This is a genomic window from Type-D symbiont of Plautia stali (assembly GCF_001485335.1).
GTDB lineage: Bacteria > Pseudomonadota > Gammaproteobacteria > Enterobacterales > Enterobacteriaceae > Pantoea > Pantoea vagans_C.
On sequence record NZ_BBOC01000071.1, the window covers coordinates 1 to 26,219 of the forward strand.

Sequence of the window (26,219 nt, forward strand, 5' to 3'; positions counted from 1 at the left end):
GAATATATGCACCTGAAAGCGCACCTAACGTTATGAGCTGCACGGGTTGCCTGTAGGGTCGGCATTAATGCCGACCTGGTTTTTCCAAACACATCCGTAACGTCCCTTAACATCCAGCCGCAATATAATCGCCATTCGCACTCACTGGCACCACGGTTAAAAACAGCACTAAGGCAAACAGAATCAGCAGTGCGCCCCCCGCAATACGCACCAGCTTAAGCAGGTGATCAATCCGCGCCGAGCGCTCCGCAAGCCACAACTCGCCTGCGCGATGGCGAAAATGACGCACAAACAGGGCTAACGCCACCAATGCCATGCCCGTGCCCAGCGCCATGGTCATCACAGCGAACATCCCCCAGCGCGTAATGCCAATCACATTGGCAAACAGCAATACCGTGAGTGCGCCGCTGCAGGGTCGAACGCCGGTGGCGATAATGATACCCAGCCAGGCTTTCCAGTCATTGACCGGTTGCGTCGTGATGCCGTGATGGTGACCGCAGCCTTCATGGTGATGATGTTCATGCTGATGTTGACTGCGCCAGGCTTTCACCATCATCATCACACCGAGTCCGGCGATAAACAGCGCGCTGGCTTTCTCCAGATACCAGCGGCTGACGCTGAGATCGCCGGTCGTCAGGTTAAAGCCCACCGCCAGGATAAACACAAACGCGATGGCGCACAGCCCCTGCACCAGGCTGCCGATAAACGGCACGCTCAGGGCAACGCCATGTGGAGGTTGATGAGTGGAAAGCCAGGTGGTGACGATGAATTTGCCGTGCCCCGGACCGACTGCATGAAGAATGCCGTAAATAAAGGTCACGCCGATCAGCCACAACCCCGCGCTGTATTGCCCGCTGTTGATTTGCAGCAGGTGCGTCACCAGTAGACGATGCAGTTGAATTTGTGATTGTAATGACCAGGCTTGAAACGCTGTCCATTGGGTGAACAGTGTTATCAGTGCCGTCAGCAGCACGAGCGCAGCAAGGGTAAATCCGGTTTTGGTGGCAGTCATAGCTATGAGATATCGCGGCCCTGAAAGCCACCAGCATGCGGGATTTTTCTGCGTTGTAAAGGCACACTTATCTTTGAATTGTAGGGCGCGGCCCTCGGGCCGCCCTTGAACCCAATAGGCGGTCAGGCCGCCGTTATTTCTCAGCAGACAGGGCGTTTTTGCCCACGGATGTAAAAATGGCGTCGCTCTGTGGGGTATGAATGCGACCACATAAGACGTTGCGTAAGTGACGTTGTAACGGGTGGTGGCGTGTCAACGCATGGTTACCGATGCTTTCCACCATGAGTTCAACCGCGCGAATCGCGTTCTCCGTTACCACCTGTTTGATTTGTGCCGTGTGAGCGCTGGTGACCTGCCCGTTTGCTGCACTGTTGAGCAGCGTGTGATTGGTAAACAGCAGGGTATCAATGCGCCCGACCAATTCCTGAAAACGTGGCAGTGACGCCAGTGGTGCGCCTAAATTAGCGGGGATACGCTGCTGCAAAAATCCGATAAACCAGTCGCGTGCGCTTTGCGCAATGGCGTCATACAGCGAACCGAGCAGCACCGCCATCCACAGCGAGTCCTCTTCATTTAGCCCCGGTTTTGGCGTGCTCCAGGGCGTCACATTGACTGCATGCTCCAGTGGAATAAAAACGTCCTTCAACACCACGCGATGGCTACAGGTGCCGCGCATGCCCAGATGATCCCACTCATCGATAATCTGGATACCCGGCGCATCGGCGGGTACCAGATAGCCGCCGACCAGCGGATCGGCATCGTCGCTACTCGCCCAGACGATAAACCAGCTCAAGCCGTGACTTCCCGTGGAGTAGATCTTCTCGCCAGTGATACGCCAGCCGTCGGCACTGCGCCGTGCCCGCGTAGCGGGCAAGCCTCCTCGCGCTGGTGTGCCCAGTTCAGGCTCCACCCGCAGCGCATTGATCAATGCACCTTGCGCCACCACGCTTTGCGCCACCCGCTGGCGCACGGACTCCGGCCAGGATGATTCCTCACCCAAACGACGGGTATTGAGATACTGCATAATCAGAATCAGTGCGGCGGAAGGTTCACCGCGTGCGACAGCCTGAATGATGGCCTGGCAGCTCAGTAAGTCGCCGCCGCTGCCGCCGGCCGCAATGGGCAGTGCGTAATGGAGCAACCCTTGCTGATGTAAGCGTGCAAAAGCCTGCTGGGGAAATTCGCCACTGCGATCAACCTGTTCGGCCTGTTCAGCCAGGGATTCGGTTATTACCGGTAATATTTCGCTGAGAAAAGGGAGCTTATTAACCATCATCAATTGCCTTATTTATCCCTCTGTTCAATAGGGTCGATTGTTGCCTTTAATGGCTGCACTGTAAAAGCAATAAAACGGCTTACGACATGCGTAATTGGCATAATTACGTGGCTGGTTGCGACATTAATTAACGATTACTCTGCCTGCTCCTGAAATGAATTATTACAACGCCTATTCCATCACCTGCATTTATTTTTGGGAGTAAAACCATGCCAGCGAATTATTCACTGTCACGTCGTCGATTTATTGGTTATTCCGCCGCCGCTATGATGGCCTCCGCACTACCGGGGCGAAGTTTTGCTGAACAACAGATGCACGATATGCCGATGTCTGGCGATCTGTTACAGGGCGGGGCGGGAAAATGGGCCTTGGCGAAACCCACGCATATCCGCCTTGCGGTCAATCTCAACGCCATCTGCCTGGCTCCGGTTGTGGTGGCCGATCAGCATAACTTCTTCAAAGCGCACAATCTTGAGGTCGAGTTCGTGAACTTCGGTAACTCGACGGAGTTACTACTGGAGTCAATCGCTACCGGCAAAGCGGAAGCGGCTATTGGTATGGCGCTGCGCTGGCTGAAAGCGTTGGAGCAGGGCTTTGATGTCAAGCTGACGGCGGGCACGCACGGTGGTTGCATGCGCTTACTGGCGCGCAATGATGGCCCCACCACGCTGGAGCAACTGAAAGGGAAAACCATTGGCGTCACGGATATGGCTGGTGCGGATAAAAACTTTTTCTCGCTGATGCTGAAAAAACATGGCATCGATCCCAACGCGGATGTGAACTGGCGCGTGTTCCCGCAGGATCTGTTGCCGATGGTGTTGCAGAAGGGAGAGATTCAGGCAGCAAGCGGTTCGGACCCCATCATGTGGCGCTTAACGCAACAGCCGGGATACCGTGAAATCGGCACCAATCTGATGGATGAGTATGCGAACCTCAGCTGCTGTGTGGTGGGCACGCGTGGCAGTTTGATTCGCGAACAACCCGAGGTCGCGGCGGCCATCACCCACGCTATTTTGCAGGCTCATGCCTATGCCGCACAGCACCCTGAAGCGATTGGCAGCGAGTTTAACGGTCAGGCACTGAATACCACGCCACAAGAGATCGCCAGCGTGTTGAAGACGCACACACATGGGCACTATTCGGTGGGCAATGCATTTGTGAATGAAATTGATGTCTATGCGCGGGATTTAAAGGCGATAAACGTACTACGACCAGAAACCGACCCGATGCTGTTTGCCAAGGGCATTACCAGTAATGTATTGGTTTGATGATAAATATTGATGATGGCAATGGATGGTGGCTCTGACGCTTATTTGGTCGCCATAAATGACAACCCTACGATGATCGTGCGTGGTTTTCGTAGGGTGCACATTCAGGTACAACCGGGATAAAAAAGCATTTGCCGTGCGAACGCCCGTTGTCGTCGGGCGTTACTGTCATCTTCAGCGGCCCAAAGGCTACGCAATCTTCTGTGACGTCTGAATTGCATTCGCCAGTTTAAAGGTCTCTGCAGGCAGCTGGTGCGCGAACAATTGCGTACTTAAATAGCTACTGCCGCCATCAGCCAGCAGTACGATAATATGCTTGCCAACATTCTCAGGGCGCGCCGCCACCTGCTCGGCAGCCCAGAGCACCGCACCGGAAGAGTCGCCGACCAGCACGCCTTCACTCAATGCCAGCTGACGTGCTGCGGCATACGCCTGCCAGGTCTCGACGGCAATCACCTCGTCATATACCCGATGATCCAGATTGGCGGGGATGCGTTCAGGAGGCTGATTGCTAAAGGCGTGCACGCCGGTAATCTCCAACGGTTCAGGACGTAATTCACTGGGCTGTGATCCCACTCCTGGCTCTACGGCAATCACCTGCAAGGCAGGGTGCTGCTGCTTAAGGAAGCGCCCGGTGCCGGACAAGGTGCCGCCCGTACCCACAGCGGCAATAAAGATATCCAGCTTGCCACCGCTGTCGCGCCAGATCTCCGGCCCGGTGGTCTGGACGTGAATCGCCGGGTTTGCTGGGTTCTCCAGCTGTAACAGGAAATGCACGTCTGGTTCAGCAGCGGTGACTTGTTCAGCCAACCACTTGGTTGCCGCGACAAAATCGCCGTTGCTGGCATCGTAAAACTCTTTGAAACCCTCAATGGTGCTAAATGGCACCACTTGCGCACCGTAAGCCTGGATCAGCTGCGTGCGCTCAATACTGACGAAGTCATTAATGTAGACCCGGAATTTGTAGCCTTTAGCGGCGGCGATGGCAGCTAAACCAATGCCGGTATTGCCGCTGGTGGTTTCTACCAGCGTATCGCCCGGCTGTATGATGCCGTTGCGTTCTGCGTCTTCGATCATGCTCAGCGCGATGCGATCTTTCACGCTGTGATTAGGGTTAAACAGCTCTAGTTTGGCAATCACTTCGGCCTGGATCGCCTGCTGCTGTGTGTAGCGTGACAGCCGGAGAAGGGGCGTATTACCAATTAACTCAGTAATGGAGGAAGAAATTTTAGCGACCATAGTTCACCTCAATAATGGGGGATGGCATTACCATTTCACCGCGCTGCGCTGCCACGAAAGCAGACGATCGCGAATGATGAACAACAAGGAGATCAGTGATGAAAACAGCAGCGCCATGACAATCAACGCGGCATACATATTGGCGTAGGCGGCCCAGCCTTGCGCCCACTGCAAATACCATCCCAGACCCGATTTCACCCCCATCATTTCCGCGGCCACCAGCACCGAAAATGACGCGCCCAGGCCCATAAATAAGCCAACAAACAGATGGGGTAATGCGGCAGGCACGGCGACACGCAGCACCAAAAACATCGAGTTGGCCCCGAGCGTACGAGCGACGTCGTAATAGCGCGTATCCACGCTGGAGACACCGGACCAGGTCAACACGGTCACCGGGAACCAGGTGGCGAGCGCAATCAAAAACACAGCAGCCGAAAAGCTGGAGGGGAAGAAGTACAGTGAGAGTGGCAACAGCGCGGTGGAGGGCACTGGGCCGAGGAAGCGCAGAATCGGATGCACCCAATACCCGAGCCCGCGCGACCAGCCAATCGCTACGCCGGTGACAAAGCCCACCACGCTGCCGTAGATAAACCCGAAGGCCAGCAGACGCAGTGAATTGAGTACGCTATCCAGCAGACGTGGCCAGTCGGTGGCGTAAGCCTCGACCAGAGCGCGCGGTGGCGCAAAGAAGGGCGCAGGCAGTAATGCCAGTTTTCCGGTCACGGTTTCCCATACGCCGATAAACAGCGCCAGTGCAATCAGCCACGGGCCGCTGCGTTTCAGCGGGGCCAGTAGCGTCAGGCGCGGAAACAGTCCTGAGGCAATCGCCAGCCCGCTGAGAAACAGCGCGATGACGGCAAACAGTTCGTGAGTCTCTTTGACAAACCGGGGCGTGGCAAAGCCTTGCGGCTTATCCGGTACCACCACCATCAGCGCTACCAGCGCCCACCATAACAGCAGCGCACCCCACACGGCAGGTTGCAGGCGGCGCGGCGTATCACGGGTTTGGGCAATCGTCAGGGTTTCACTGGCCATCACTGTCTCCTTAGCTCGACATGTTGCTCATCTGTGCCATGTTACTGGCGTGCTGGTGGGGGGACTCGGCGGGCAGCAGCTCGGGCACATAGTGCTCGGCAAAGCGTTGCGCATCGGTGTCCGGACGGATCACATTGATCTTCTTCAGTTCTTCAACATAGGTCGCTACTTCGCTACGCAACTGTGCGCCCGTGGAATGATGATGATGGGTGTGCTCTTTGAGCATCGCGGTAATATCTTCGACCGGCACCGAACCTGGCACGAAGGGTTGGAAAATTTTGGCCGTTTCCGCGGGATGATCGGCGGTCCACTGCTGGGCATCCACGATAGCCTGGGTAATAGCACGTGCGGTGGCGGGGTCATCACGCACCAGTGAACCGCGTAATCCCAGCACACAGCAGGTCATGGTGGCGTATTCACCCTTGAGGTTGTTATCCACCTCCAGCAAGTCGTGTTGTTTTTTCAGCAGCCAGCCCTGCGGGTCATCGGTGGCCAGAGCCTGAACTTCACCTTTGCGCAGTGCTTCACCGAACAGGTCAGGAGGATACTGCAACCAGTTCACCTGTTTATCCGGATCGATCCCCTGTTTCGCTAACTGCACTGCGAAGAAGTTGCGGATTGGGCTAGCCTGATCGCTGACCGCGACAGACTTGCCAACCAAATCTTTCACATCACGGATCCCGCTGTTTTGCGGAGTGAGCAATCGCATGCAGCCGCCGTGGGTGCCAACCGTGAGGTCAACGTCAAAGCCTTGTTCCAGCGGTTTTAACCAGCGCAGCGCCATACCAATTCCACCGTCAGCCTGACCGGTGGCGATGGCCTGTAATAGTGCGTCGGTCGGCCCGCTAAAATTTACCGGTTCGACATTCAGACCATATTTTTTAAAGAAGCCCTGTTTAAGCGCCACGGAAATCGGTGCCTGACAGACCGCAGTCTGCCCCCATGCCAGCTTGATGGTTTTGAGAGGTTTGTCTTCGGCGAACACATTGCTACTCAGCAATGGATTCACCGCCATACCGGCGCTCACTAAACTGACACCGCGCAACAGTGCACGGCGGCTCAGAGATATATTGTGCATTGCCATTCTGCTTTCCTTGTCGATAAACGATCACAGGCACTATCTCTTAGCCATTTCCCGCCACCAAATAACAATCCCGCATGAACTCATGCAGTTTTTATTTATCAATAATTAAGGATAAGTTTGCTGAAATGGCTATTTCAGCGTGCAGGTTGCCCGGCTTACTCTTATTTCCATTAACGTTGCCTCGAACGTCAAAACCGGAGCGGAATATGACTGTTACCTCAGCAGGCGTAAATATTGCGATTGAAAAAGTGAATCACCATTTCACCCTCGAAGGCCGGGATCTCCCGGTGCTGGAAAATATAAATTTGCAGGTCAAGGCCGGTGAGTTTGTTGCCTTGTTGGGGCCATCCGGCTGCGGTAAATCGACATTGCTGCGTCTACTGGCCGGGCTTGAACCTCCGGCTAGCGGTCTGCTGGCGGAAGAGGGCAAAGCCATCACCGCGCCCGACCCTTCCCGCGTGGTGGTGTTTCAGGACCCGACGCTCTACCCGTGGCGCACGGTGTATGACAACGTCGGGCTGGGTTTACAGATTCGTGGAGAGAGTCGCACGGTGCGAGAACAGCGTATTAACGCGATGCTGGATCGTGTCGGGCTGAAGCAGTTTGCCCGCGCCTGGCCGCATCAGCTTTCAGGCGGTATGGCGCAGCGTGCCGCGTTGGCGAGGGCGCTGGTTAATGTGCCGCGCCTGCTGATTCTGGATGAACCGCTCGGCAAGCTGGATTCATTAACCCGTTTGCGGATGCAGCAGGAAATCGTCGATCTCTGGCAGGAGCAGCAATTCACCACGCTGATGGTAACGCACGATGTTGAAGAGGCATTAGTGATGGCTAACCGCGTGGTGGTGTTCAGTCCCCGACCGGCCAAGGTGGTGGATGTGATTGAGGTCGATCTGGCATGGCCACGCCGCCGCGACGATCCACAGCTGGTGGCGTTGCGCCGCCGTATTTTGGATCTGTTAGGCGATGAACGCGTCGCAGCGTGATAATTTCACTATGCACATGTCACCATTGCGTTAAGCATGAGCCGTCTGGAAGCCGTAAGGTAGTTGAAACTATATTGGTGACTTAAGGTGCTGAACGTTGGAGTTATCACGTCGAATTTTTCTTAAAGGCATGACCGCCCTTTGCATGACAAAAGTGCCTCTGGCACATGCGGTGGGGCCAAAGCCCACTTTAGAACGGGTGCTGACCTCACCCTGGATGGCAAATCAGGTGGCTATCACACGCCAGCAGCGCCTTTTTCTCGGTCTGCCACGTTACTCTTCTGAACATCCTACGCCATCATTAGTTCGGCAGAGCAAAGAGGGTATTCTCCATCCTTTTCCAGGAAACAGCTGGAACAACTGGAAGCCAGGTGATGATGGCAGTGAAGCCTTTGTTTATCTCAATTCCGTGCACGTCTTTAATGATGAGACCGTGTGGTGTGTCGATCAAGGCTCATTGAGCGCGGGGGTTTTTGGTGAGCAGTACAGTAAACCCGCACCCGGTGCGCAAAAAATTGTCCAGTTAGATGCGAAAAGCGGAGAAATACTGCGAATTTTACGCTTCGACGATCACATCTTACCGCCTGGTGCGCAGTTAAACGATTTACGTTTCTATGGTTCGCTGATGTACGTAACCGATTCTGGTTTAGGCGGCATAATTGTGCATGATTTTGAAAATGGCAAAACGATCAGAAGGTTATCAGGTCTGTCTGTTGTCAAAGCCAGTGATAAAGCGCCTCCCGCGATGCTGGCGCATGTGAAAGGTGGCACCACTTTTCATCCACCCAACAGTGACATGATTGAGATCACCGCTGATGGCAAATGGCTCTATTGGGCGGCACCAACAGGACCTCTTTATCGTGTTGAAACGCGTATCTTACGCGATGTTGCTCGTTCTGATGCTGAAGTGGCTACGCAGGTTGAGACGGTCTACGACAACAACTTTTCCGGTGGCTGCGCAATGGATTCTGAGGGGAATGTCTATTTCTCTGAAACCGTGACGCACAACATCACTGTGTGGTCACCGACAGGGAAGACAGCAGTGTTAGTGAGCGACCCGCTTTTGGTACGGCCAGACGGGTCGTTTATTTCGCAGGATCGTAAACTCTATATCCCCGTAAAACAGCCTGTGAAAAGCACCACATCTCACGGGGAACAAGTATCCAATTTTCATATTTATCGTCTTGATCTGCCTGATAGTGTTGAAGGCATTCGGCTGGGGCATGCCGTAACGGGAGAAAATGAACCCCACTAAACCGCGATGGAAAACAGCAATTCACGCAGCCAGCGATGCCCGGCATCGCGGTGCGTGCGCTCATGCCACACGACGATTTTATTGAAGCCTTGAATCGCCAACGGCGGCGGTAAAACGCTTAAACCGGGTAAATTATGGGTTAGTCGACGGGGAACCACGCTAATTAAATCACTCACTCGCAAAATTTCTGGCAGCACCAAAAAGCTGCAAACAGAGAGCGTAACGCGTCGCGAACGCCCGAGTGCGGCCAGGGATTTATCCGTGACGCCACTAAAACTTCCGCCCACATAAGACACCAACGCATGGTCCTGGGCGCAGAAGCTGTCCAGCGTTAAGGCGTTGGGCTGCGCGAGGGCATGGCCTTCTCGCAGCAGGCAAACATAGTCTTCGTCATACAACGACCGTGCGTGTAAGTCGGCCGGAGCCGTGTCCGGCGTGATGAGTGCAAAATCGATGTCCCCTCGCTCAAACTGTGCGGTGAGTTGTTCATTGTTCACGGGTAAAACGGCCACCCGAATACCGGGCGCTTGAAGGCGCAACGCCGCCATAAACGGCACAACGACCGCGCGCAAGGCATAATCTGTGGCAGCTATCTTGATGGTGATATCCGCCGTGGAGGGATCGAACGCTTTTGGCTGTAGCAGTTCCCCCACTTCAGCCAGAATTGTTTTGACGGGCTGCGCCAGTTCCAGAGCGCGTAACGTCGGGATGATACCCCGCTGCGTGCGGGTAAACAGGGGATCGTCAAAACACTCGCGAAGGCGTGTCAGCATACCGCTGACAGCAGGTTGCGTCAGCGATAAGCGCTCCGCGGCACGCGTGACACTGCGCTCATCCAGTAACGCATCGAGTGCTTTAAGCAGATTAAGATCCAGGGTGCGAATATCAGTTTTCATAGGCCCTTACGTTAACAATAAAATCCGTTGCTACCCCAATCAGCACGCCGTTCACATAAGGATTTAAGCGCCCAACAGTTGCTGACGCAGAGCTTCGCCTACGGCAGTGGCAGATTGTGGGTTTTGCCCGGTGATGAGTTTTCCATCGGTGACCACGTTGCAGTGCCAGTTTTCTGCGGGCTGGTGGCGTGCACCGCGTGATTTCAGGGTCGCTTCCAGCATAAACGGCACGACATTCGCTAATCCAACTTCCATCTCTTCCGTATCCGTAAAGGCCGCAACGCGCTTGCCTTTCACCAGATACTGGCCATTGCTCAGCTTCACATTGACGAGTGCCGCAGGGCCGTGGCAAACCGCGGCGACGGGTTTATTCTGTTCATACAACTTGCGCGTCAGTGTTTTCACTGCATCATCATCGGGAAAGTCCCACATGGTGCCATGGCCGCCGACGAACAGTATTGCACTGTAATCTTCACTCTTGACCACAGCGAGCGGCAGGGTGTGGTTTAACCGCTGTTGAAACTCACTATCATCCCAATAGCGTTGATTAATTTCATCGTCCCCTATGCCGTATACTGGTGGCTTTCCCCCCAAAATCGAAGCCAGCGCAACGGGAATGTTTGCTTGCTCTAACACGTGCAGCGGGTGCGTTAATTCTGGCAAATAAAATCCTGAAATTTCATGTCCATTGACGATATTGCGATAACTGGTCAACACCATTAACACCGGTTTCATCGCTTGTTCCAGGCGCTCAGCCATTATGTTTCCTCAAATATGCATGGGTGATTTAGCGCCAGAGTATCCGATGCAGATATTAAGAAAACCGACATTCTCTTATGGTCTGTATAAATTATCGTTATGTTGCCGAGGCAATAATTCTCACCAGATATCATCTAAACTTATATCATAAATAAAAAATGGCGATTGGTCTTATTTCTCGCGTGGATTGATACTGCTCTCGTTCCTTATCAACCACGAGATAACACTGATGAAAATGAATGCCATCCACTGGCCTGAAGGCTTCGTACCGGGTTTTGCCGATAACTACTGCTCAAATGAAGTGATTGTTGCGGGTCTGTCCACACAAGATATCTGGCCGTTGCTGAACACCCCATCGCTGTGGCCGACCTATTACCAGAATTCCGCTAACGCACGCTTTTATGACAATAAAGGTCCTCAGCTGGAACAGGGTGTGCGCTTTTACTTCGAGACCTTCGGCTTCCCGGTTGAAGCGCAGGTTACAGAGTATGTCGCGCCAGCAGCAGGTGAAGCGGCGCGCGTTTCATGGCACGGCTGGGCAGGGGAAGTCGGCAGTGATGAGCGTCTGGATGTGTTACATGCCTGGCTGATTGAAGATCTCCCTGACAACCGCGTGCGCATCCTGACTCAGGAAACGCAGAACGGTAAACCTGCTGTTGAGCTGGCTAATGCCAAACCGAACCCAATGATCAACGGTCATCAGGATTGGCTGGATGGACTGGTTGCCGCAGCAAAAGCACGTAAATAAGGCTACATGCTGGCTTCCAGCCAGCGTAATGCCTGCTGCGCACGCGCAGAGAGTGGCCATTCGGCACGGTGAATCAACCAGATGGTATCCACCAGTGGCGCACCGGCTTCGATAACCTGAATGTCATCCTGGCGGTGAAACGCCAGACGCGCATAGCGCGGTAACACCGTGAAGCCCAGCCCACGTGCAACGGGTTCAAGGATCAGGCTGATCTGATTGCTGAACCCACGCTGGGGCAAATTGCGCACGCCCGCATTGCCGGGGAAGCGTCGGCTCAGCAGGCGTGTGGCCATCGCCTGGCCGTCAGGATGATCGATAAAGCCCAACGCGTCGAGATCTTCCCAGTGGGAAGCGTTCTTGCCTTTAGGGGCAATCAGTTCCAGCGGCTCTTCGGCAAATTTTTCGGCGACCAGGCGTTTGTCATCGGGCTTTTGCGTCATTAAACCTATTTCGTATCGATTGTGTAATACCGCATCCATCACCTCACTGTCTGGGGCAAAGCGATGGCGCAGGGATAAATCAGGATGCTGCTGCTGCAAAGCGAGCAGTAAAGGATAAAGACGAAGACCGATGCTGCCGGGGGATATCAGGCTCACCTCACCGCAGGTCACATCACCATCACTGAGTCTTAATGCCAGGTGGCGCTGCGCACGATCCACCTGCTGGCAATAATCGAGCAACGCCCGGCCCGCCGGGGTGAGTTCTAAGGGACGCTTACTGCGCAGGATCAGCGGCCCCAGCTGCTGCTCAAGATGGCGAATGTGCTGACTCACCGCCGCCTGGGTGATGCCCAACTGTTCAGCGCTGGCGGTGAAACTGCCGACATCCACTAGCGTAGCGAATGATTTTAACCATTGTGGGTTTAGCATAATGAAATTTTATAATTACCATAATTGAATCACTGTTTTCATTATACTCCTGCCAACGTAGCCTGTGGATCTTTAAACAGGAGATTAATTATGAGCACCCCGTACCCACGTACTTTTTCCCATATTGGTCTTTCAGTGACGGATTTGGATGCTGCGGTGAAGTTTTATACCGAAGTGATGGGATGGTATTTGATCATGCCACCGACTGAAATTCAGGAAGACGAATCCGCCATTGGCGTGATGTGCAGCGACGTGTTTGGCGGTGGCTGGGAGAAGTTCCGCATTGCCCATCTCTCTACCGGGGACCGCGTCGGTGTCGAGATTTTCGAATTTAAAGCCGCTGAGAAACCGGAAAACAACTTTGAGTACTGGAAGACCGGTGTCTTCCACTTCTGCGTGCAGGATCCGGATGTTGAAGGACTGGCTGCCAAAATCGTTGCCGCCGGTGGCAAGCAACGTATGCCGGTACGTAAATACTTCCCCGGTGAGAAGCCCTATCGCATGGTCTACATGGAAGATCCGTTCGGCAACATCATTGAGATCTACAGCCACAGCTATGAACTGACTTATTCGGCGGGTGCCTATGTCTGAACAAGCAGTTTCGGTTCCTGCTGACTGGCGCGGCTGGGTCTGGCAGGGGGGCGATTCGCCACTGGATTTGCAGGAGCGTTACCTCAGCGCGGCACCACTCCAGTCGGGTGAAATACTGGTGAAGAATGGCGCCATTGGCCTCAATCCGGTGGACTGGAAGGTCCTTAACACTCAAGTCGAACAAGTGCCGGGCGTCGATGGCGCTGGCACAGTAGTGGCCGTGGGGACCGGTGTCGATAAGAGTTGGCTCGGCGTGCGGGTCGCATACCATCAAAATCTGCAACGCAACGGCAGCTTCGCGGAATATACCGTGCTGGCGGCACAGGTGGTGATGCGCATCCCGGATGAGCTTGATTTCGCGACTGCAGCGGCGTTTCCTTGCCCGGCGCTGACAGCGTGGCAGGCCATTGAGAAGATTCCCGTTAAACCCGGCGCGCCAATACTGATTGCCGGAGCGGGAGGATCAGTCGGCCATTATCTGGTGCAACTTGCTCAGGCACGCGGCTTTGACGTGACCACTTTAAGCAGTGAGCGGCACTGGGCGCGCTTACACGCACTGGGTGCGAAGCGCTGCCTCGATGATATCCAGCACAATGCAGATACAACTCAACAACGCTATTTTGCCGTGATTGACGCGGTGGGGCCGGAACACGCGGAAAGTTTAGCAGACGCATTACTGGCTAACGGTCATCTGGTCTGCATTCAAGGGCGTGTAGCCCAGTGGCCTTGCGCTGCATTTGGGCGTGCACTCTCCCTGCATGAAGTGGCGCTGGGGGCGTTGCATCAAACGGGTAACGCCCAGCAATGGCAGGAGATAACACAGCAGGGTGAAAACCTGCTAAAGCAGATCGCCAGTGGAAGTCTGCAAAGCGAAATGTTACTGCATTTCCCTTACGATCAACTGCCTGCCCAATTGTTAGCTTTGCAGCATCGCAATTTCAGCGGCAAGCAAGTCATTTTGCTTTAATCACATTACGAGGTAGTTATGGGACTGTTTGCACCTTTTAGTTTAAAAGACATCACGTTGCGCAACCGTATCGCGGTGCCACCCATGTGTCAGTACAGCGCAGTGGATGGGTTAAGTAACGAATGGCATCGGGTCCATTACAATAGTCTGGCGCGCGGCGGTGCAGGCTTAGTCATTGTCGAAGCAACGGCGGTGTCACCAGAAGGACGTATCACGCCCGCTTGCCTGGGCATCTGGAACGATGAACAGGCAGAAAAACTGGCGCAAATCGCACGCGAAATTAAAGCGTCAGGCGCAGTACCGGGCATTCAAATCGGCCATGCTGGACGTAAAGCCAGCGCGAACAAACCCTGGGAAGGTGATGATCACATTCCAGCAGGAGACACCGCCGCCTGGGAAACGATTTCCCCTTCAGCCGTAGCTTTCGGCGCCAATTTATCACGCATGCCAAAGGCCATGACGCTGGACGATATCAAGCGCGTGCGTGAAGACTTCGTCCGCGCAGCACAGCGCGCGCGTGATGCCGGTTTCGAGTGGCTGGAGCTACACTTCGCCCATGGTTATCTGGCGCAGAGTTTCTTCTCTGTCCATGCCAATCAGCGTACTGATGAATACGGTGGTGATGCAGCCGGACGCAGTCGTTTCCTGCGTGAAACCTTCGATGCGGTGCGCGAAGTATGGCCGGAGAATCTGCCGCTGACCGCGCGCTTTGGTGTGCTGGAATTTGACGGTCGCGATGAAGAGACGTTGCAGGAGGCGATCACGCTGACCAAACAGTGGCGCGACAATGGTCTTGATCTGTTAAGCGTCAGCATGGGCTTCTCGACGCCGGACGCCAGTATTTCGTGGGGAACCGCATTCCTGGCGCCAATTGCTGAACGCGTTCGCCGTGAAGCCAACATCCCTGTCACCTCAGCATGGGGCATTGATGCACCTGCCGTTGCCAATGAAACCATTGAGAAAGGGCAGTTGGATCTGGTGATGGTAGGCCGTGCGCACCTGAAAAACCCGCACTGGAGCTATCAGGCTGCGCTGGCGCTGGATAAAACCGAGCCTTCCTGGGTACTGCCAGCACCTTACGCGCACTGGCTGGAACGCTATCGGGTGAGTGAAAGTTAATATGCGAAACCTGCCAGTATTGGCAGGTTTTTTTTAGCTCTTAGCAAAAATCCACAGGTCATCTTTAGGCAGCGAGAGGCGGAAACGTTGATTGCCGCGGAACTCTTTGCCGTAGGCTCTCAGTGCAAAGCCGTCTTCCTCGGTGCGGAACAGATACTCCCATCGGTCGCCTAAATACATGCTGGTGAGCAGTGGCAGCTCAATGAAGTTGTCTTCGGTGGTTTCCGCAAAGTGCAGACGCTCAACACGAATTACCGCGGTGCCTTCCTGGCCGACGCGAATGTCACTGGTTGCCTTGCCCCAAAGCGCCCATTTCGCGCCTGCAATGCGTGCCCGGTCGCCCTCAACATGGGTGATTTTACCGTGCAGACGATTGTTGCTGCCCATAAATTCAGCGGCAAACAAGGTGGAGGGCTGACTGTACATCTCCTGCGGCGTGCCTTGCTGTTCAATCACGCCATTATTGAGTAGCAGGATACGATCAGAGATCGCCATCGCTTCATTCTGATCGTGTGTCACCATCAACGCAGATAAGCCGAGGCGGATGATTAACTCACGTAAAAAGACCCGCGCCTCTTCCCGGAGTTTGGCATCCAGGTTTGACAGCGGCTCATCCAACAGGATCACCGGCGGGTTATAGACCAGCGCACGGCCAATTGCCACGCGTTGTTGCTGCCCGCCAGACAGTTGATGCGGGTGGCGTTTGCCGAGGTGTCCAAGACCGAGTTGGTCTAGCACTGCTTGCACACGGTCATTGATCTCTGCGGTGGCGACTTTGCGCAGCTTGAGCGGGTAAGCAACGTTCTCAAATACCGTTTTGTGCGGCCACAGGGCGTAAGACTGGAATACCAGGCCGAGATTGCGCTCTTCGGCAGGGATTTCACTTTTGGGCGTTCCGTCGAACACCACATTTTTGCCAATGGTAATCCTGCCCTGTGAGGGTTTTTCCAGCCCCGCCACGGCACGCAGTAAGGTGGTCTTTCCACTGCCGGAAGGCCCCAACAGTGACACCACTTCGCCTTTTTTCAGTTGCATCGATACGCCTTTCAGTACTGGATTATCGCCGTACATCAGATGCAAGTTATCTACCGATAATTCAATCATGTAATTTCACTCCAAAGCGTAAAGCAATGCCGAGGCCAATCACCACCAGCACGATATTGATCAGGGAGAGCGCTGCCACGATATCAATGGCACCCGCAGACCACAGCGAAACCAACATAGAACCAATGGTTTCCGTGCCGGGAGACAACAGATACACGCCGGTTGAATATTCGCGCTCGAATATCAGGAACATCAGTAACCAGGAGCCAATCAGGCCATGGCGAGAGAGCGGTACCGTGACGTGACGGGTGGTCTGCCCCGGGGTGGCACCGGCGCTGCGCGCCGCCTCTTCCAGTTCAGGCCCTACCTGTAACAAGGTGGACGAGATCAGTCGTAAGCCATACGCCATCCACACCACGGTGTAAGCCAGCCAGACGCTGAAGATGGTCTGACGCAGCGAACGAAGCCAGACGATGAAGTTTTCCCGTAGCCAATCCGCTATCGGTAAGCTGGAGAGCCAACCGTTTTTCAGTGACTGATCCAGCCACATCGGGATGAACAGGAATACCCAGAGAAAGGCCAGACCGGCTAACAGGCCAGGCACGGCACGTGGCACCAGCACGCTGTAATCAAGAAAGCGTGTCACCTGATCCTGTTTACGGTGCATCGCGATACCCACGAACAAATAACAGATCACCGCAATCGCACCGCCAATCACCCCGATTAACATGGAGTTGACGATGGCGCGCAGCAGGTTGGGTTGGTCCCAGATACTGCGGAAGGTGGCCACTGAGATTTCATCCCACAGCGATACGCCCACGCCCCAATGTGAGATAAACGCACGCATCACCACGCCGAGCAACGGCACGCCAATGGTCACAGTAAGCCAGGTCAACACCACCGCACCGGCAATCCAGCGCCATTTACCCAGCGGCAAGGCTCGCGCCTGAGACGCTTTGCCCTTCATGGTGACAAAACGGTTAGCGGTGCGCATCAGCCAGCGCTGTAGCATCACCAGCGGAACGGTAAAGCAGATCAGCACCACGGCGACCGCGGCCATCAGGTGATAGGAAGGGGTGCCGAGCTTGTTGGTTAACTTATACAGATAGGTCGCAAGCACCATGTTGCCTTCGGGATCGCCCAAGACCAGCATCAGGCCAAACACTTCCAGTCCGAGGAAGAACAGCAATACACAGGCGTAGAGAATAGAAGGACGGACCATCGGCAGGCTGACTGAGGTCATCACCTGTAAGGGGGATGCTCCCACGGTGCGCGCCGCTTCTTCCACATCGGAACTGACGCTGCGCAACGCCGAAGAGATATACAGATACGCATGCGGAACGTGGGTTAGTCCGGCAATCACCACGATGCTGGGCATCGAATAGATGTTCCATGGCACCACACCGAACAGTTGATTAGCCCACTGCGACAGGAAGCCGACTGGGCCGGCAGCTACCACGTAACCAAAGCCCAGCACCATCGGTGACACAAAAATGGGCACCAGAATCAGAGGTTCAATCAGACGGCGGCCGGGTAGGTTGGTTCGCACCATCAGAAAGGCCAGTATGCCGCCAAGCGGAATAGCAATAATCACCAGACCAAAGGCCAATATAAAACCGGATTCCAGTGCTTTGTAGAAATCAGGATCGGAAAAAATAAAGCCGAATGAGCCGAGCGTCAGCTCTTTCTTTTTGGCAAAGAAAGGTGCGGAGAGAAAACTTTGCACCACAATAAACATCAGCGGAACGTAGATAACTAACGCCGTGATGACAACAATTAATGCACGTGGCAAACTTTGCCACTTTCTCAGTAACCTGTTCATATGCCAGCCCTGTATCGAAAAAAGGCGTTATGCGCCAGAGCCTGTTAATGGGCGCATAACATTGGGAGGTTTATTTCCCGGCAGCCGTGCGCCATTGTTTAATAAATTCCAGGCGTTTAGCAGGCTCAAGATATTCCAGCAGTGACTCATCGACCGGGATTGGTTTCAGTGCATTGCCAAGCATTTTTGTCATGCCATCGATATCGTTTTTCCCTTCAATATCATTGCGCAGTGAGGGAATATCCGCTTGATTGGCCAGAATACTTTGTCCTTTCTCTGACAATACATAGTCCAGCCACAATTTGGCCGCGTTCTCGTGTTCAGCTTCTTCAGTAATAAAAGACACGCGCGATAACACTAAAATGTAATCTTTCGGATAAGCGATACCCAACGCCGGGTCGTTTTTGGCGCGCGCTTCCGCATACGAACCGAGGATATTAAAGCCGATCAGATTTTCACCAGAGGATACGCGTTCCATCATGGTGCCGGTTGATGATTGTACCGTCAGGCCGCCTTTGGCCATGCCGGCGAGGTTTTTCAGGTAATCAGGATCGACCTTACTGTCTTCCACCGTGAGCATGAAACCTAAACCCGATTTTTCGATGTCATAGGTGGTGACTTTATTTTTAAATTTATCAGGATTAGCGGAAATCAATTTTGCCAGTGCGGTATGAGAATCCGGTGCCTGGTCTTTAGGGATTAACTTATTGTTGTAAATAAACACCACTGGCTCATACGTGGTGCCATAGGCTTTATTTTGCCACACAGCCCACTTGGGTATTTTACTTTGTTCGGGAGAGGTATATTCCGCCGCGTATTCCGTCGCCAGCTTTAGCGCGGTATCCATGGACGAACTCCACACCACATCACCGCTGCCGCTACCCGAGGCCTGTTCGCTGATGTAGCGGTTATAGAGCTCGGTGCTGTTCATATCGTTATATTCGACTTTAATACCGGGATATAACGATTCGAAACCTTTGATAAGCGGACCCGCAGCTTTGGTATCGGTAGTGGAGTACACCACCACTTTTCCCTCTTTTGTCGCCGCATCAATGAGTTTCTGATAGTCGGCAGGATAACCCGCAGGCGCCGCCGCGATTGCCGAGAAGGAGAGGCCAGCCATGACAGAGGTTGTTAAAAAACGCAGTGAGGTTTTCATACAGATCCTTTTGGTTACATTTGTTACAAGAATTTAACAGTAACCCATTGCGCTTGTGATGCAATCCGCAAGTCAGTTTTTTTCAGGATTTGTGAAGTTAGTTAGATTGTTAATTTCAGCAGGGAATGAATAGCCTCAGAATCCAATGTTTTTTACAAAAATAAAAACGCGCTGATACTTATTGAACTTTCATCGTCAAGATGCAAACCAAATAAATAAAAAACTCGTAACGGCAATAATGCTAACGGTGACAGAGAGATAAGTGTGAACAGCGGGAGGTGCGATTATTTTCATATTGGTTCCTTATGAGCATCGCAACCATTTTGAACAGGAAAGATTAATCTAACCTTAAGCGTTGAAGGAAAGATTGAAATTTAGACTTTGTTCCTGATTAGCCTAAATAGTCATACAGAATTTCATTGCGCTGGGATTATAATTCTTTGTTCTTATTGATGAGGTTGAATAATGACCACCGATTTTCCTCTGCTTGATGTACAGGGGATCACTTATGCGGTGCAAGGTCGAACCTTGCTGGCACCCGTTTCCCTGCATCTGAAGGCCGGTGATTTTCTGCTGCTCACCGGGCCCTCAGGCAGTGGCAAAAGTACGTTGTTGAAGATTCTGGCTTCATTACTGGCTCCGACAGCGGGGCAAATTCGTTTTGAAAATCGCGACATCAACTCGCTGAGAGCGGAACACTATCGCCAACAGGTTTCGTATTGCTTCCAGACGCCACAGCTGTTTGGTGACACGGTGTATGACAATCTGGCCTTGCCGTGGCAGATACGTCAGCAGCGACCATCACGTGACACGCTGATTGCCTCTCTGGCAAGTGTGCATCTTACAGCCGATATGCTGGATAAAAAGGTCGATCAACTCTCTGGCGGAGAGAAGCAACGGGTCGGCTTGCTGCGTAATCTGCAATTTTTACCCAAGGTCCTGCTGTTAGATGAGGTCACCAGCGCGCTGGATGAAGAGAACAAAGCGGTGATCCACAACCTGATTCAGCAACAGGTCGAGCAACAACAACTGGCAGTGGTGTGGATCAGTCATGATCCCAAGGAAATTAGTGATGCGAAGAACGTGTTGCGGCTAACAGCCCCTGAAACGGGAGAGACTCATGAGTCAGCATAATATTACCGATAGCTCATTGTTACTTTCGCTGATGCTGGTGGTGATTGCGTTGATCATCAGCCAGAAAGAGAAGCTCGGCATGAGCAAAGATATTATCTGGAGCGTGTGCCGCGCCATCGTGCAGTTGGTGATTGTGGGTTATGTGTTGAAGTCAATTTTTGACCTCAACAACCGCTGGTTGACCATCCTGATGGTGCTGTTTATTTGCGTCAATGCGGCGTTAAACGCACGCAAACGCAGCCGTAATATTGACCATGCCATGCTGATCTCGTTTATCGCCATCACCACCGGCACCACATTGACTTTGACGATTCTGGTACTCAGCGGCGCGATTGAGTTCATCCCGATGCAGGTAATCCCAATCTCGGGCATGATTGCGGGCAACGCCATGGTGGCGGTGGGGTTGTGCTACAGCAACCTCAACCAGCGCTTCAGTGACAATCGGCAAAAAATACTTGAGATGCTGAGTTTAGGGGCGTCGGTAAAACTGGCTTCCGCACAGCTGATTCGTGACAGTATTCGCGCGTCGATGATCCCAACGGTCGATGCGGCGAAAACCGTGGGTTTGGTGAGTTTGCCAGGCATGATGTCGGGATTGATTTTCGCCGGTATCGATCCGGTCAAAGCGATCAAGTATCAGATTATGGTGACTTTTATGCTGATCGGTACCGCCAGTTTATCGACCATTATCGCTGCGTATTTGTCGTATCGGCGTTTTTACACGACGCGAGCGCAGCTGAAAGTCATGTAGGGTGCGGCCCTTGGGCCGCCCGCAACTTACTGCTGAAAACGCAGCGCCACACCCAACGCCTGTTCCGGGCCCACGATAATCGCGGACTCCTCTTCCTGGAACGGCACATCCCCTAGCAGCAGGCTGGCTTTCACCTTACGCAAATCGTGGGTGCGCAGACTCAATCCCGCCATGCGCGGGCTGCCATCGTAGTCCAGTGGTAATCCAGCAAAGCGCTGCGTGACATAATGCGCAGCCGCGAAACGCACGGTTGCGACACCCGCTTTCAACACGAATGCCCCTTCCTGACAGGCAGTCAGTTTGTCAGCGCCAAATAAGCGGCTATACGGCAGGGCGGCGGCGGCGGGATCCTGAGCCACCACGACAAACTCGATAATATCGCTCACGCCGTTAGGGTGCTGACGCCACGCATTCTGCCATACCGCATGCGGTGTCTCATGCTGACAGAAGAAGCTGCGTCCATTGGGCACCAGCGCCGAACGCAGACGCACGGTGCGAAAACGTGCCTGATCTTCACTGCCGTCTGGCAACTGAACGGGTCGGAAGAAACGGGCAGGTTGCTCGTCATCAATATCCTGGCTCTCCAGATAACGCCACACGGCATCGGCATCGTCGGTTTTCCACACCAGACCACTCAGACCGATCGGTGACTGCCACAGATCCTGACGCAGATTACCGCGGCCAGCCTCATAACCCAGCAGCTCAAGGTAATTATCATTGAAAACCGCCAGGTGATTACTGGAGCCCAATGAGTGATGGCCGCGTTCGGTCAGTTGAAAGCCAAGCCGCCTGAACAGTGCACTGGCCGCATCAAGCTGATCTGCCACGTTAATCACGACATGATCCAGACGGGGAGTCGGTACTGAAATAGCCATCGCTTTCCTCCTTGCTCTCATCGTTGCTGCACCCATTACGCTGTGCTCGTCTCGGTTGGCTGCCAGTGAATCTCGCTGGTTGCGCCAAAACCGGCGGCAATGCCGCTGATTAAGGTGGTGATTTGCGCCGCGTGCTGTGCGCTTTGACCCTCGACGATGCCTTCGATCTCTGCGGTTTGTGGCAGCACATTCCAGCTGTTACCTGCGCTTAAACGCGTAATACCGAGTGCCAACGGTCCACTGCGTCCCGGCAGTGCATACAATGCAGAGATGATGTGACTGCCAATCACAATCACATCGATACCTTCATGCGGTCTGGCAGCATGCGCGCCTTTGCCTGTCAGGGTGATGTGAAAGTGCTCTGCTGAAGTGAATTGCCCTGTCATGATCATCCTTAAACGTGTTCAGGTAAAAACGGTTCGCCCAGCGTCAACATCAATCGGTTCGCCCACGCGAAGAAAGCCGCGGACTGAATGACATCCAGCAACGCCAGTGTGTTCAATCCCTGATCGCGCAATGCTTCTAACTGTTGCAGACTCGCGGCAGCGGGGGTGATGGAGAGGGACGCCACCAGATCAATGATCGCTGCCCATCGTGCGTTTTGGCCGTGTGCCAGTTGTGCGCCGGGCACGACATTCAGCAATTTTTGTACCGCTGGCTCATCTTTCGATAACTGGCTGGCTTTGCGCGCATGCACTGAGGCGCAGTAAATGCAGCCATTCACCTTACTGACCACGGTGGCCGCCAGTTCACGCTCGGCGCGGGACAATCCGCCAGGCGTATAAAAGATGCCTTTGTCGGTGAGTGTGCGCTGCTCCAGTAACGGCAGATTGCGCGCCAAGAGGCGGAAATAGTCGGAATCACTGTGGCCATTCTTTTGCAGCGTGGCCTGCTCTTCGGCGCTGAAATCGCTCAGCGGCTTGGCCGCCAGCCAGGGTTCCCAACCCAGTTCTTGCTGAGTAAAGGCGGTGAGGGCGGTTTGGCCACTTAGCGTCAGCGGTGCATCGTGCCATTTTCCTGCTACGGCATGCGGTTGCGCTTCAGTCTGTTCGCCATTCAGCAGACGCAAACCCGTCAGCAAACGACTCTGGAAGCTGACAAAAGCAACCAATTGCGCCAGCGTGACGATGCCGCGTGGCGTCCAGCCCGCCTGTTGTAAATTCTGGATGTGTTGCGGCGTGGCATCGACGGGGTGCAGACTCAAGCGTTCGGCAAAGGCGCGACCCACAGCAAAACGGGCATCATCAGTACTCGCGCTCCCCTGCTGCTGGTAGTGCGCTTGTAAACGGGTGGCACCGTGCCAGGCCGCGACCTGTGCAGCCAGGACAAAACGCCATGGCAGCGGAAGGTCAGCGTCATCCTGCCCAAATAAAACATCATAACTGCCTTGCGTATGCAGGGTGGCTGCATGCCGCTCAGCGCGTGCTTTGGCCAGTTCTGATGCGGGATCGATATCCGCCAGTGCGGTCAGTAAATCAATGGATTCAGACATGTTTTTCTCCGGTTAAGCATCACCCAAGGCGCGCAGCGCGGGGGCAATGTGATCAGCGATCAATTCAATGGAACGCAGAATGTCTGCGTGTGGCGGATCGATAGAATGCACCTGGAAGGTGATATCGGTGGCGCGGCGCAGCGTGGAATCAGCCAGCAACGAGGTGAGCACGCTCGGGGCATCGCCAAAATGGGCATCCAGTTGACGCGCATGGCTCTCCAGAGTCGTGCCGGTGATGACGTGTCCGGCGGCCTGGAACTGCTGCGCCTGACGTTGTAATCCGGGTTCCGCCAGACGCCGCGCATAATCATAGGAGTCGGCAACAAAGGCAGTACGTGAGGCGAGAATGCGTGGCGCAATCCCTTCTGGCAGTGCCGCCAGATAGGCATCGATCATCGGATTTTGTATCGCATCCAGCGGTAAATCAGGCTGACCCGCTGGGCGAGGTTGCGTGCGCGACAACATCAAGCCGTGACCGCCAGCCCCGGCACGCGTTGCGCCCTCCACGGAAAAGGTGGCAATCCACAAGCGCTGTGCCAGCGTGGGCGCGGCGGGGTAGAGATGGTTATCCGGGTGAGCCAGGGTATCGCCGCGCCAGGCGCTGAGCAGCGTGTGGAGGTGATCAGCAAACACCTCGGCACGTTGTTCGAGGGTTAAACCAAAGGGCAAAAACGACGTCGCGGTGCCGCCAGAACCCAATCCCACCTCTAGACGTTCATTACTGAGCAAATCCAGCACTGCAGCGTCTTCCGCCACGCGTAACGCATTTTCCATCGCCAGCGTGATGATGCCCGTCCCCAGGCGGATGGTGCGCGTATTGGCTGCCACGTGTGCCAGGAACACCAGCGGTGATGGCAATCCACCTTCCTTTTCATGAAAGTGGTGCTGAGCGATCCAGGCGCTGTCGAATCCCAGACGTTCTGCGTGCTGAATCTGTTCGGTTGCCAGGCGATATCGCTGTTGCGCTGAGGTGTCATCCAATAAACGGGTGAAAAATCCAATACGTTTGCGCGTCATGCGGACTCCTTAATCAGCGGACGAAAAGTGGGAATGGCGTCAATCAGTGAGCGGGTGTAAGGGTGTTGTGGCGCAGTAAATAGCGTGACGGTGTCACCTTGCTCGACCACTTCCCCCGCGCGCAACACCGTGACGCTGTGTGCGATGCGTCGTACCGTGGCAAGGTCGTGGGTGATAAACAGATAGGTCAATCCCAGCTCTTGTTGTAGTTGCTGCAAAAGTTGCAGGATTTGCGCCTGTACGGTGACATCCAGCGCCGACGTCGCTTCATCCAGCACTAAAATCGCCGGTTCCAGCACCAGCGCGCGGGCAATCGCGACACGCTGGCGTTGCCCGCCGGAGAGTTCTCGCGGCTTGCGTGTTAACAGCTCCAGCGGTAAGGCCACACGCTGTGCGACTGCCTCCACACGCTGGCGCCGCTGCTCGCGGCTGATTTTTTCAAAGTTGCGCAGAGGCTCCTCAATAATCGCAAACAGTGTCTGGTGCGGATCGAGTGAGGCGAAGGGGTTTTGATACACGAACTGAATCTTGCGGCGTAACTGGCGTTGCGCCTCACCGCGTAGCGCGCTGGCATCAATACCGTCGATCACCACGCGCCCGCTGTCCGCCTGTTCAAAACCCAGCAGTATGCGCGCCAGCGTGGTTTTGCCTGAACCGGACTCGCCGACCAGCGCATGCGTGCTGCCACGTACCACGGTGACGCTCACGTCTTTCGCGACCTGTAACTGCTGTTGTTTGCTCAGCGCGAAGTGTTTATTGATGGCGGAAAGTTGGATCGCTGGCGTCGAGAATATTGCCTGTGCCGGGAGCGTCAGTGAGCCCGCTCCGGGAGAGGCATCCTGTAGCAGTTGTCGCGTATAGGGATGTTGTGGCGCATGAATAACTTTTGCCGCGATACCCTGTTCCTGAACTTCACCATGACGAAACACCAACAGGCGATCGGCACGTTCTGCCGCCAGTGCCAGATCGTGGGTCACGAACAGTACCGCAGTGCCAGATTCGCGGCGCAGTACATCCAGCAGATCGAGAATGCGTTTTTGCACCGTCACATCGAGGGCGCTGGTGGGTTCATCTGCAATAATCAATTGCGGGCGTAAGGCGAGCGCAATGGCGATCAATACGCGCTGTTTCATGCCGCCCGAAAGCTGGTGAGGATACTGTTTCAATCGCTGTTCAGGATGGCTCAGCCCAACTTTCTCCAGCAACTCCAGCACTCGCTGCTGACGTTGCGGTTTACTGAGCTTTTGATGCAGTTGCAGCATCTCACCGACCTGATCGCCGATGGTTTTTACCGGGTTGAGCGAATTGCCCGGGTCCTGTGGTACCAGGCTGATGGTGACGCCGCGCAGGCTGTCCATGCGTTTGGCTGACCAGTTGGCAATATCGGTACCATTCAGCAGAATTTTTCCGCTGTCGCGGCGTCCATTTTCCGCCAGCAGACCGATGATAGCTTGTGCCGTGGTGGTTTTTCCCGAGCCCGATTCGCCGACCAGCGCCACCATTTCACCGGCCTGTAATTCAAAACTGACGTTATGCACCACCTGACGCCAGGCGTTTTTTTGCCGGTAACTGAGGGTCAGGTTTTCTATGGCGAGTAATGCACTCATGCATCACCTCCCGCGATGTGATGACTAATTCGATTGGCAGCCAGCACCACAGCGACCACGACGATGCCGGGGAAGGTGGTGAGCCACCAGGCGGTGGCGAGATAGTTGCGTCCCTCGGCGATCAGTAAACCCCACTCTGGCGTCGGGGGCGGGGTGCCGTATCCGAGGAAACTCAGTGTGGAGAGCGCCAGAATCGCCTGACCAAACTGCAAGGCGG

25 protein-coding genes and 1 pseudogene are annotated in these 26,219 nt (G+C 54.4%); 9 read left to right on the top strand and 17 right to left on the bottom strand.

Annotated elements, in window-relative coordinates; translation table 11 throughout:
- Positions 1-106: 106 nt before the first annotated feature.
- Positions 107-1,012, bottom strand: a complete 906-nt coding sequence (locus PSSD_RS19465; protein WP_058973373.1) for a nickel/cobalt transporter — start codon at positions 1,010-1,012, stop codon at positions 107-109.
- Positions 1,013-1,145: 133 nt separating this feature from the next.
- Positions 1,146-2,288, bottom strand: a complete 1,143-nt coding sequence (locus PSSD_RS19470) for an acyl-CoA dehydrogenase family protein (RefSeq protein WP_235589259.1) — start codon at positions 2,286-2,288, stop codon at positions 1,146-1,148.
- A 209-nt stretch (positions 2,289-2,497) separates the two neighbouring features.
- Between PSSD_RS19470 and PSSD_RS19475 the strand changes: the two genes are divergently transcribed.
- Complete coding sequence (locus PSSD_RS19475) at positions 2,498-3,556, top strand: ABC transporter substrate-binding protein (protein ID WP_058973375.1); 1,059 nt, start codon at positions 2,498-2,500, stop codon at positions 3,554-3,556.
- Between the two features lie 189 nt (positions 3,557-3,745).
- Here PSSD_RS19475 and PSSD_RS19480 read toward each other — a convergent pair whose 3' ends face one another.
- The 3 genes from PSSD_RS19480 to PSSD_RS19490 are packed head-to-tail and all read right to left on the bottom strand — an operon-like array spanning position 3,746 to position 6,914.
- Complete coding sequence (locus PSSD_RS19480) at positions 3,746-4,795, bottom strand: PLP-dependent cysteine synthase family protein (RefSeq protein ID WP_058973376.1); 1,050 nt, start codon at positions 4,793-4,795, stop codon at positions 3,746-3,748.
- A gap of 27 nt (positions 4,796-4,822) precedes the next feature.
- Entirely contained in the window at positions 4,823-5,830 is a 1,008-nt protein-coding gene (locus PSSD_RS19485) for an ABC transporter permease (protein ID WP_082672334.1), read from the bottom strand.
- A gap of 10 nt (positions 5,831-5,840) precedes the next feature.
- Positions 5,841-6,914, bottom strand: a complete 1,074-nt coding sequence (locus tag PSSD_RS19490) for an ABC transporter substrate-binding protein (RefSeq protein ID WP_039330846.1) — start codon at positions 6,912-6,914, stop codon at positions 5,841-5,843.
- 206 nt (positions 6,915-7,120) lie between these two features.
- Here PSSD_RS19490 and PSSD_RS19495 point away from each other — a divergent pair, with 206 nt between their 5' ends.
- The gene (locus PSSD_RS19495; RefSeq protein ID WP_039330848.1) at positions 7,121-7,897 is read left to right on the top strand and encodes an ABC transporter ATP-binding protein; all 777 of its coding nucleotides are present in this window, start codon (positions 7,121-7,123) and stop codon (positions 7,895-7,897) included.
- A gap of 97 nt (positions 7,898-7,994) precedes the next feature.
- Complete coding sequence (locus PSSD_RS19500) at positions 7,995-9,152, top strand: SMP-30/gluconolactonase/LRE family protein (RefSeq protein ID WP_153011469.1); 1,158 nt, start codon at positions 7,995-7,997, stop codon at positions 9,150-9,152.
- Here PSSD_RS19500 and PSSD_RS19505 read toward each other — a convergent pair.
- Positions 9,149-10,048: a LysR family transcriptional regulator gene (locus PSSD_RS19505; RefSeq protein ID WP_058973379.1), complete on the bottom strand. Its 900-nt coding sequence runs from the start codon at positions 10,046-10,048 to the stop codon at positions 9,149-9,151. The two genes, PSSD_RS19500 and PSSD_RS19505, sit on opposite strands and share 4 nt — an antisense overlap.
- Positions 10,049-10,111: 63 nt before the next feature.
- Entirely contained in the window at positions 10,112-10,807 is a 696-nt protein-coding gene (locus PSSD_RS19510; protein ID WP_058973380.1) for a type 1 glutamine amidotransferase domain-containing protein, read from the bottom strand.
- A 235-nt stretch (positions 10,808-11,042) separates the two neighbouring features.
- Here PSSD_RS19510 and PSSD_RS19515 point away from each other — a divergent pair, with 235 nt between their 5' ends.
- Positions 11,043-11,555, top strand: a complete 513-nt coding sequence (locus PSSD_RS19515) for an SRPBCC family protein (RefSeq protein ID WP_058973392.1) — start codon at positions 11,043-11,045, stop codon at positions 11,553-11,555.
- Positions 11,556-11,557: 2 nt separating this feature from the next.
- On the opposite strand, the gene PSSD_RS19520 is transcribed toward PSSD_RS19515, so the two are convergent.
- Positions 11,558-12,424, bottom strand: coding sequence for a LysR family transcriptional regulator (locus PSSD_RS19520; RefSeq protein WP_058973381.1), 867 nt, complete (start codon positions 12,422-12,424; stop codon positions 11,558-11,560).
- Positions 12,425-12,514: 90 nt separating this feature from the next.
- On the opposite strand from PSSD_RS19520, the gene PSSD_RS19525 reads away from it, so the two are divergent.
- Genes PSSD_RS19525 through PSSD_RS19535 form a run of 3 tightly spaced genes read left to right on the top strand, consistent with a single transcriptional unit; the run spans position 12,515 to position 15,101 of the window.
- Positions 12,515-13,015: a lactoylglutathione lyase family protein gene (locus PSSD_RS19525; protein ID WP_058973382.1), complete on the top strand. Its 501-nt coding sequence runs from the start codon at positions 12,515-12,517 to the stop codon at positions 13,013-13,015.
- On the top strand, positions 13,008-13,982 hold the full coding sequence (locus PSSD_RS19530) for a zinc-binding dehydrogenase (protein WP_058973383.1): 975 nt from the start codon (positions 13,008-13,010) through the stop codon (positions 13,980-13,982). Before PSSD_RS19525 ends, PSSD_RS19530 begins: the two co-directional genes overlap by 8 nt.
- 18 nt (positions 13,983-14,000) lie before the next feature.
- A complete protein-coding gene (locus PSSD_RS19535; protein ID WP_058973384.1) occupies positions 14,001-15,101 on the top strand; it encodes an NADH:flavin oxidoreductase/NADH oxidase in 1,101 nt (366 codons plus the stop codon).
- Between the two features lie 33 nt (positions 15,102-15,134).
- Here the strand turns inward: PSSD_RS19535 and PSSD_RS19540 are convergent, their stop codons facing one another.
- From PSSD_RS19540 to PSSD_RS19550, 3 genes are all read right to left on the bottom strand, one after another.
- Complete coding sequence (locus PSSD_RS19540) at positions 15,135-16,205, bottom strand: ABC transporter ATP-binding protein (RefSeq protein ID WP_039330856.1); 1,071 nt, start codon at positions 16,203-16,205, stop codon at positions 15,135-15,137.
- On the bottom strand, positions 16,198-17,967 hold the full coding sequence (locus PSSD_RS19545; RefSeq protein WP_058973385.1) for an ABC transporter permease: 1,770 nt from the start codon (positions 17,965-17,967) through the stop codon (positions 16,198-16,200). The genes PSSD_RS19540 and PSSD_RS19545 overlap by 8 nt, the downstream gene beginning before the upstream one ends.
- A gap of 70 nt (positions 17,968-18,037) precedes the next feature.
- Positions 18,038-19,090, bottom strand: coding sequence for an ABC transporter substrate-binding protein (locus tag PSSD_RS19550; protein WP_235589260.1), 1,053 nt, complete (start codon positions 19,088-19,090; stop codon positions 18,038-18,040).
- Positions 19,091-19,591: 501 nt separating this feature from the next.
- Here PSSD_RS19550 and fetA point away from each other — a divergent pair.
- Both fetA and fetB read left to right on the top strand, forming a co-directional pair.
- Entirely contained in the window at positions 19,592-20,260 is a 669-nt protein-coding gene (fetA, locus tag PSSD_RS19555; RefSeq protein ID WP_058973387.1) for an iron efflux ABC transporter ATP-binding subunit FetA, read from the top strand.
- Complete coding sequence (gene fetB, locus PSSD_RS19560; protein WP_039327713.1) at positions 20,247-21,011, top strand: iron efflux ABC transporter permease subunit FetB; 765 nt, start codon at positions 20,247-20,249, stop codon at positions 21,009-21,011. The genes fetA and fetB overlap by 14 nt, the downstream gene beginning before the upstream one ends.
- Positions 21,012-21,037: 26 nt before the next feature.
- On the opposite strand, the gene PSSD_RS19565 is transcribed toward fetB, so the two are convergent.
- The 6 genes and pseudogenes from PSSD_RS19565 to PSSD_RS19590 form a co-directional block, all read right to left on the bottom strand.
- Positions 21,038-21,886, bottom strand: a complete 849-nt coding sequence (locus tag PSSD_RS19565) for a VOC family protein (RefSeq protein ID WP_058973388.1) — start codon at positions 21,884-21,886, stop codon at positions 21,038-21,040.
- A 35-nt stretch (positions 21,887-21,921) separates the two neighbouring features.
- A complete protein-coding gene (locus tag PSSD_RS19570; RefSeq protein WP_039327717.1) occupies positions 21,922-22,272 on the bottom strand; it encodes a peptidase dimerization domain-containing protein in 351 nt (116 codons plus the stop codon).
- An 8-nt stretch (positions 22,273-22,280) separates the two neighbouring features.
- Entirely contained in the window at positions 22,281-23,378 is a 1,098-nt protein-coding gene (locus tag PSSD_RS19575; RefSeq protein ID WP_058973389.1) for an alkylhydroperoxidase domain protein, read from the bottom strand.
- A gap of 12 nt (positions 23,379-23,390) precedes the next feature.
- Positions 23,391-24,395, bottom strand: coding sequence for a putative FMN-dependent luciferase-like monooxygenase (locus tag PSSD_RS19580; protein ID WP_058973390.1), 1,005 nt, complete (start codon positions 24,393-24,395; stop codon positions 23,391-23,393).
- The gene (locus tag PSSD_RS19585) at positions 24,392-26,002 is read right to left on the bottom strand and encodes a dipeptide ABC transporter ATP-binding protein (protein WP_058973391.1); all 1,611 of its coding nucleotides are present in this window, start codon (positions 26,000-26,002) and stop codon (positions 24,392-24,394) included. The genes PSSD_RS19580 and PSSD_RS19585 overlap by 4 nt, the downstream gene beginning before the upstream one ends.
- A pseudogene (locus PSSD_RS19590) lies at positions 25,999-26,219 on the bottom strand (ABC transporter permease); the annotation flags it as partial. The gene PSSD_RS19585 and the pseudogene PSSD_RS19590, both read right to left, overlap by 4 nt.

What these genes read in the sequence shown, in the direction of transcription:
- PSSD_RS19465 (WP_058973373.1), bottom strand. Translation starts at nt 1,012, where the DNA reads ATGACTGCCACCAAAACCGGATTTACCCTTGCTGCGCTCGTGCTGCTG.
- PSSD_RS19470 (WP_235589259.1), bottom strand. Translation starts at nt 2,288, where the DNA reads ATGATGGTTAATAAGCTCCCTTTTCTCAGCGAAATATTACCGGTAATA.
- PSSD_RS19475 (WP_058973375.1), top strand. Translation starts at nt 2,498, where the DNA reads ATGCCAGCGAATTATTCACTGTCACGTCGTCGATTTATTGGTTATTCC.
- PSSD_RS19480 (WP_058973376.1), bottom strand. Translation starts at nt 4,795, where the DNA reads ATGGTCGCTAAAATTTCTTCCTCCATTACTGAGTTAATTGGTAATACG.
- PSSD_RS19485 (WP_082672334.1), bottom strand. Translation starts at nt 5,830, where the DNA reads ATGGCCAGTGAAACCCTGACGATTGCCCAAACCCGTGATACGCCGCGC.
- PSSD_RS19490 (WP_039330846.1), bottom strand. Translation starts at nt 6,914, where the DNA reads ATGGCAATGCACAATATATCTCTGAGCCGCCGTGCACTGTTGCGCGGT.
- PSSD_RS19495 (WP_039330848.1), top strand. Translation starts at nt 7,121, where the DNA reads ATGACTGTTACCTCAGCAGGCGTAAATATTGCGATTGAAAAAGTGAAT.
- PSSD_RS19505 (WP_058973379.1), bottom strand. Translation starts at nt 10,048, where the DNA reads ATGAAAACTGATATTCGCACCCTGGATCTTAATCTGCTTAAAGCACTC.
- PSSD_RS19510 (WP_058973380.1), bottom strand. Translation starts at nt 10,807, where the DNA reads ATGGCTGAGCGCCTGGAACAAGCGATGAAACCGGTGTTAATGGTGTTG.
- PSSD_RS19515 (WP_058973392.1), top strand. Translation starts at nt 11,043, where the DNA reads ATGAATGCCATCCACTGGCCTGAAGGCTTCGTACCGGGTTTTGCCGAT.
- PSSD_RS19520 (WP_058973381.1), bottom strand. Translation starts at nt 12,424, where the DNA reads ATGCTAAACCCACAATGGTTAAAATCATTCGCTACGCTAGTGGATGTC.
- PSSD_RS19525 (WP_058973382.1), top strand. Translation starts at nt 12,515, where the DNA reads ATGAGCACCCCGTACCCACGTACTTTTTCCCATATTGGTCTTTCAGTG.
- PSSD_RS19530 (WP_058973383.1), top strand. Translation starts at nt 13,008, where the DNA reads ATGTCTGAACAAGCAGTTTCGGTTCCTGCTGACTGGCGCGGCTGGGTC.
- PSSD_RS19535 (WP_058973384.1), top strand. Translation starts at nt 14,001, where the DNA reads ATGGGACTGTTTGCACCTTTTAGTTTAAAAGACATCACGTTGCGCAAC.
- PSSD_RS19540 (WP_039330856.1), bottom strand. Translation starts at nt 16,205, where the DNA reads ATGATTGAATTATCGGTAGATAACTTGCATCTGATGTACGGCGATAAT.
- PSSD_RS19545 (WP_058973385.1), bottom strand. Translation starts at nt 17,967, where the DNA reads ATGAACAGGTTACTGAGAAAGTGGCAAAGTTTGCCACGTGCATTAATT.
- PSSD_RS19550 (WP_235589260.1), bottom strand. Translation starts at nt 19,090, where the DNA reads ATGGCTGGCCTCTCCTTCTCGGCAATCGCGGCGGCGCCTGCGGGTTAT.
- fetA (WP_058973387.1), top strand. Translation starts at nt 19,592, where the DNA reads ATGACCACCGATTTTCCTCTGCTTGATGTACAGGGGATCACTTATGCG.
- fetB (WP_039327713.1), top strand. Translation starts at nt 20,247, where the DNA reads ATGAGTCAGCATAATATTACCGATAGCTCATTGTTACTTTCGCTGATG.
- PSSD_RS19565 (WP_058973388.1), bottom strand. Translation starts at nt 21,886, where the DNA reads ATGGCTATTTCAGTACCGACTCCCCGTCTGGATCATGTCGTGATTAAC.
- PSSD_RS19570 (WP_039327717.1), bottom strand. Translation starts at nt 22,272, where the DNA reads ATGACAGGGCAATTCACTTCAGCAGAGCACTTTCACATCACCCTGACA.
- PSSD_RS19575 (WP_058973389.1), bottom strand. Translation starts at nt 23,378, where the DNA reads ATGTCTGAATCCATTGATTTACTGACCGCACTGGCGGATATCGATCCC.
- PSSD_RS19580 (WP_058973390.1), bottom strand. Translation starts at nt 24,395, where the DNA reads ATGACGCGCAAACGTATTGGATTTTTCACCCGTTTATTGGATGACACC.
- PSSD_RS19585 (WP_058973391.1), bottom strand. Translation starts at nt 26,002, where the DNA reads ATGAGTGCATTACTCGCCATAGAAAACCTGACCCTCAGTTACCGGCAA.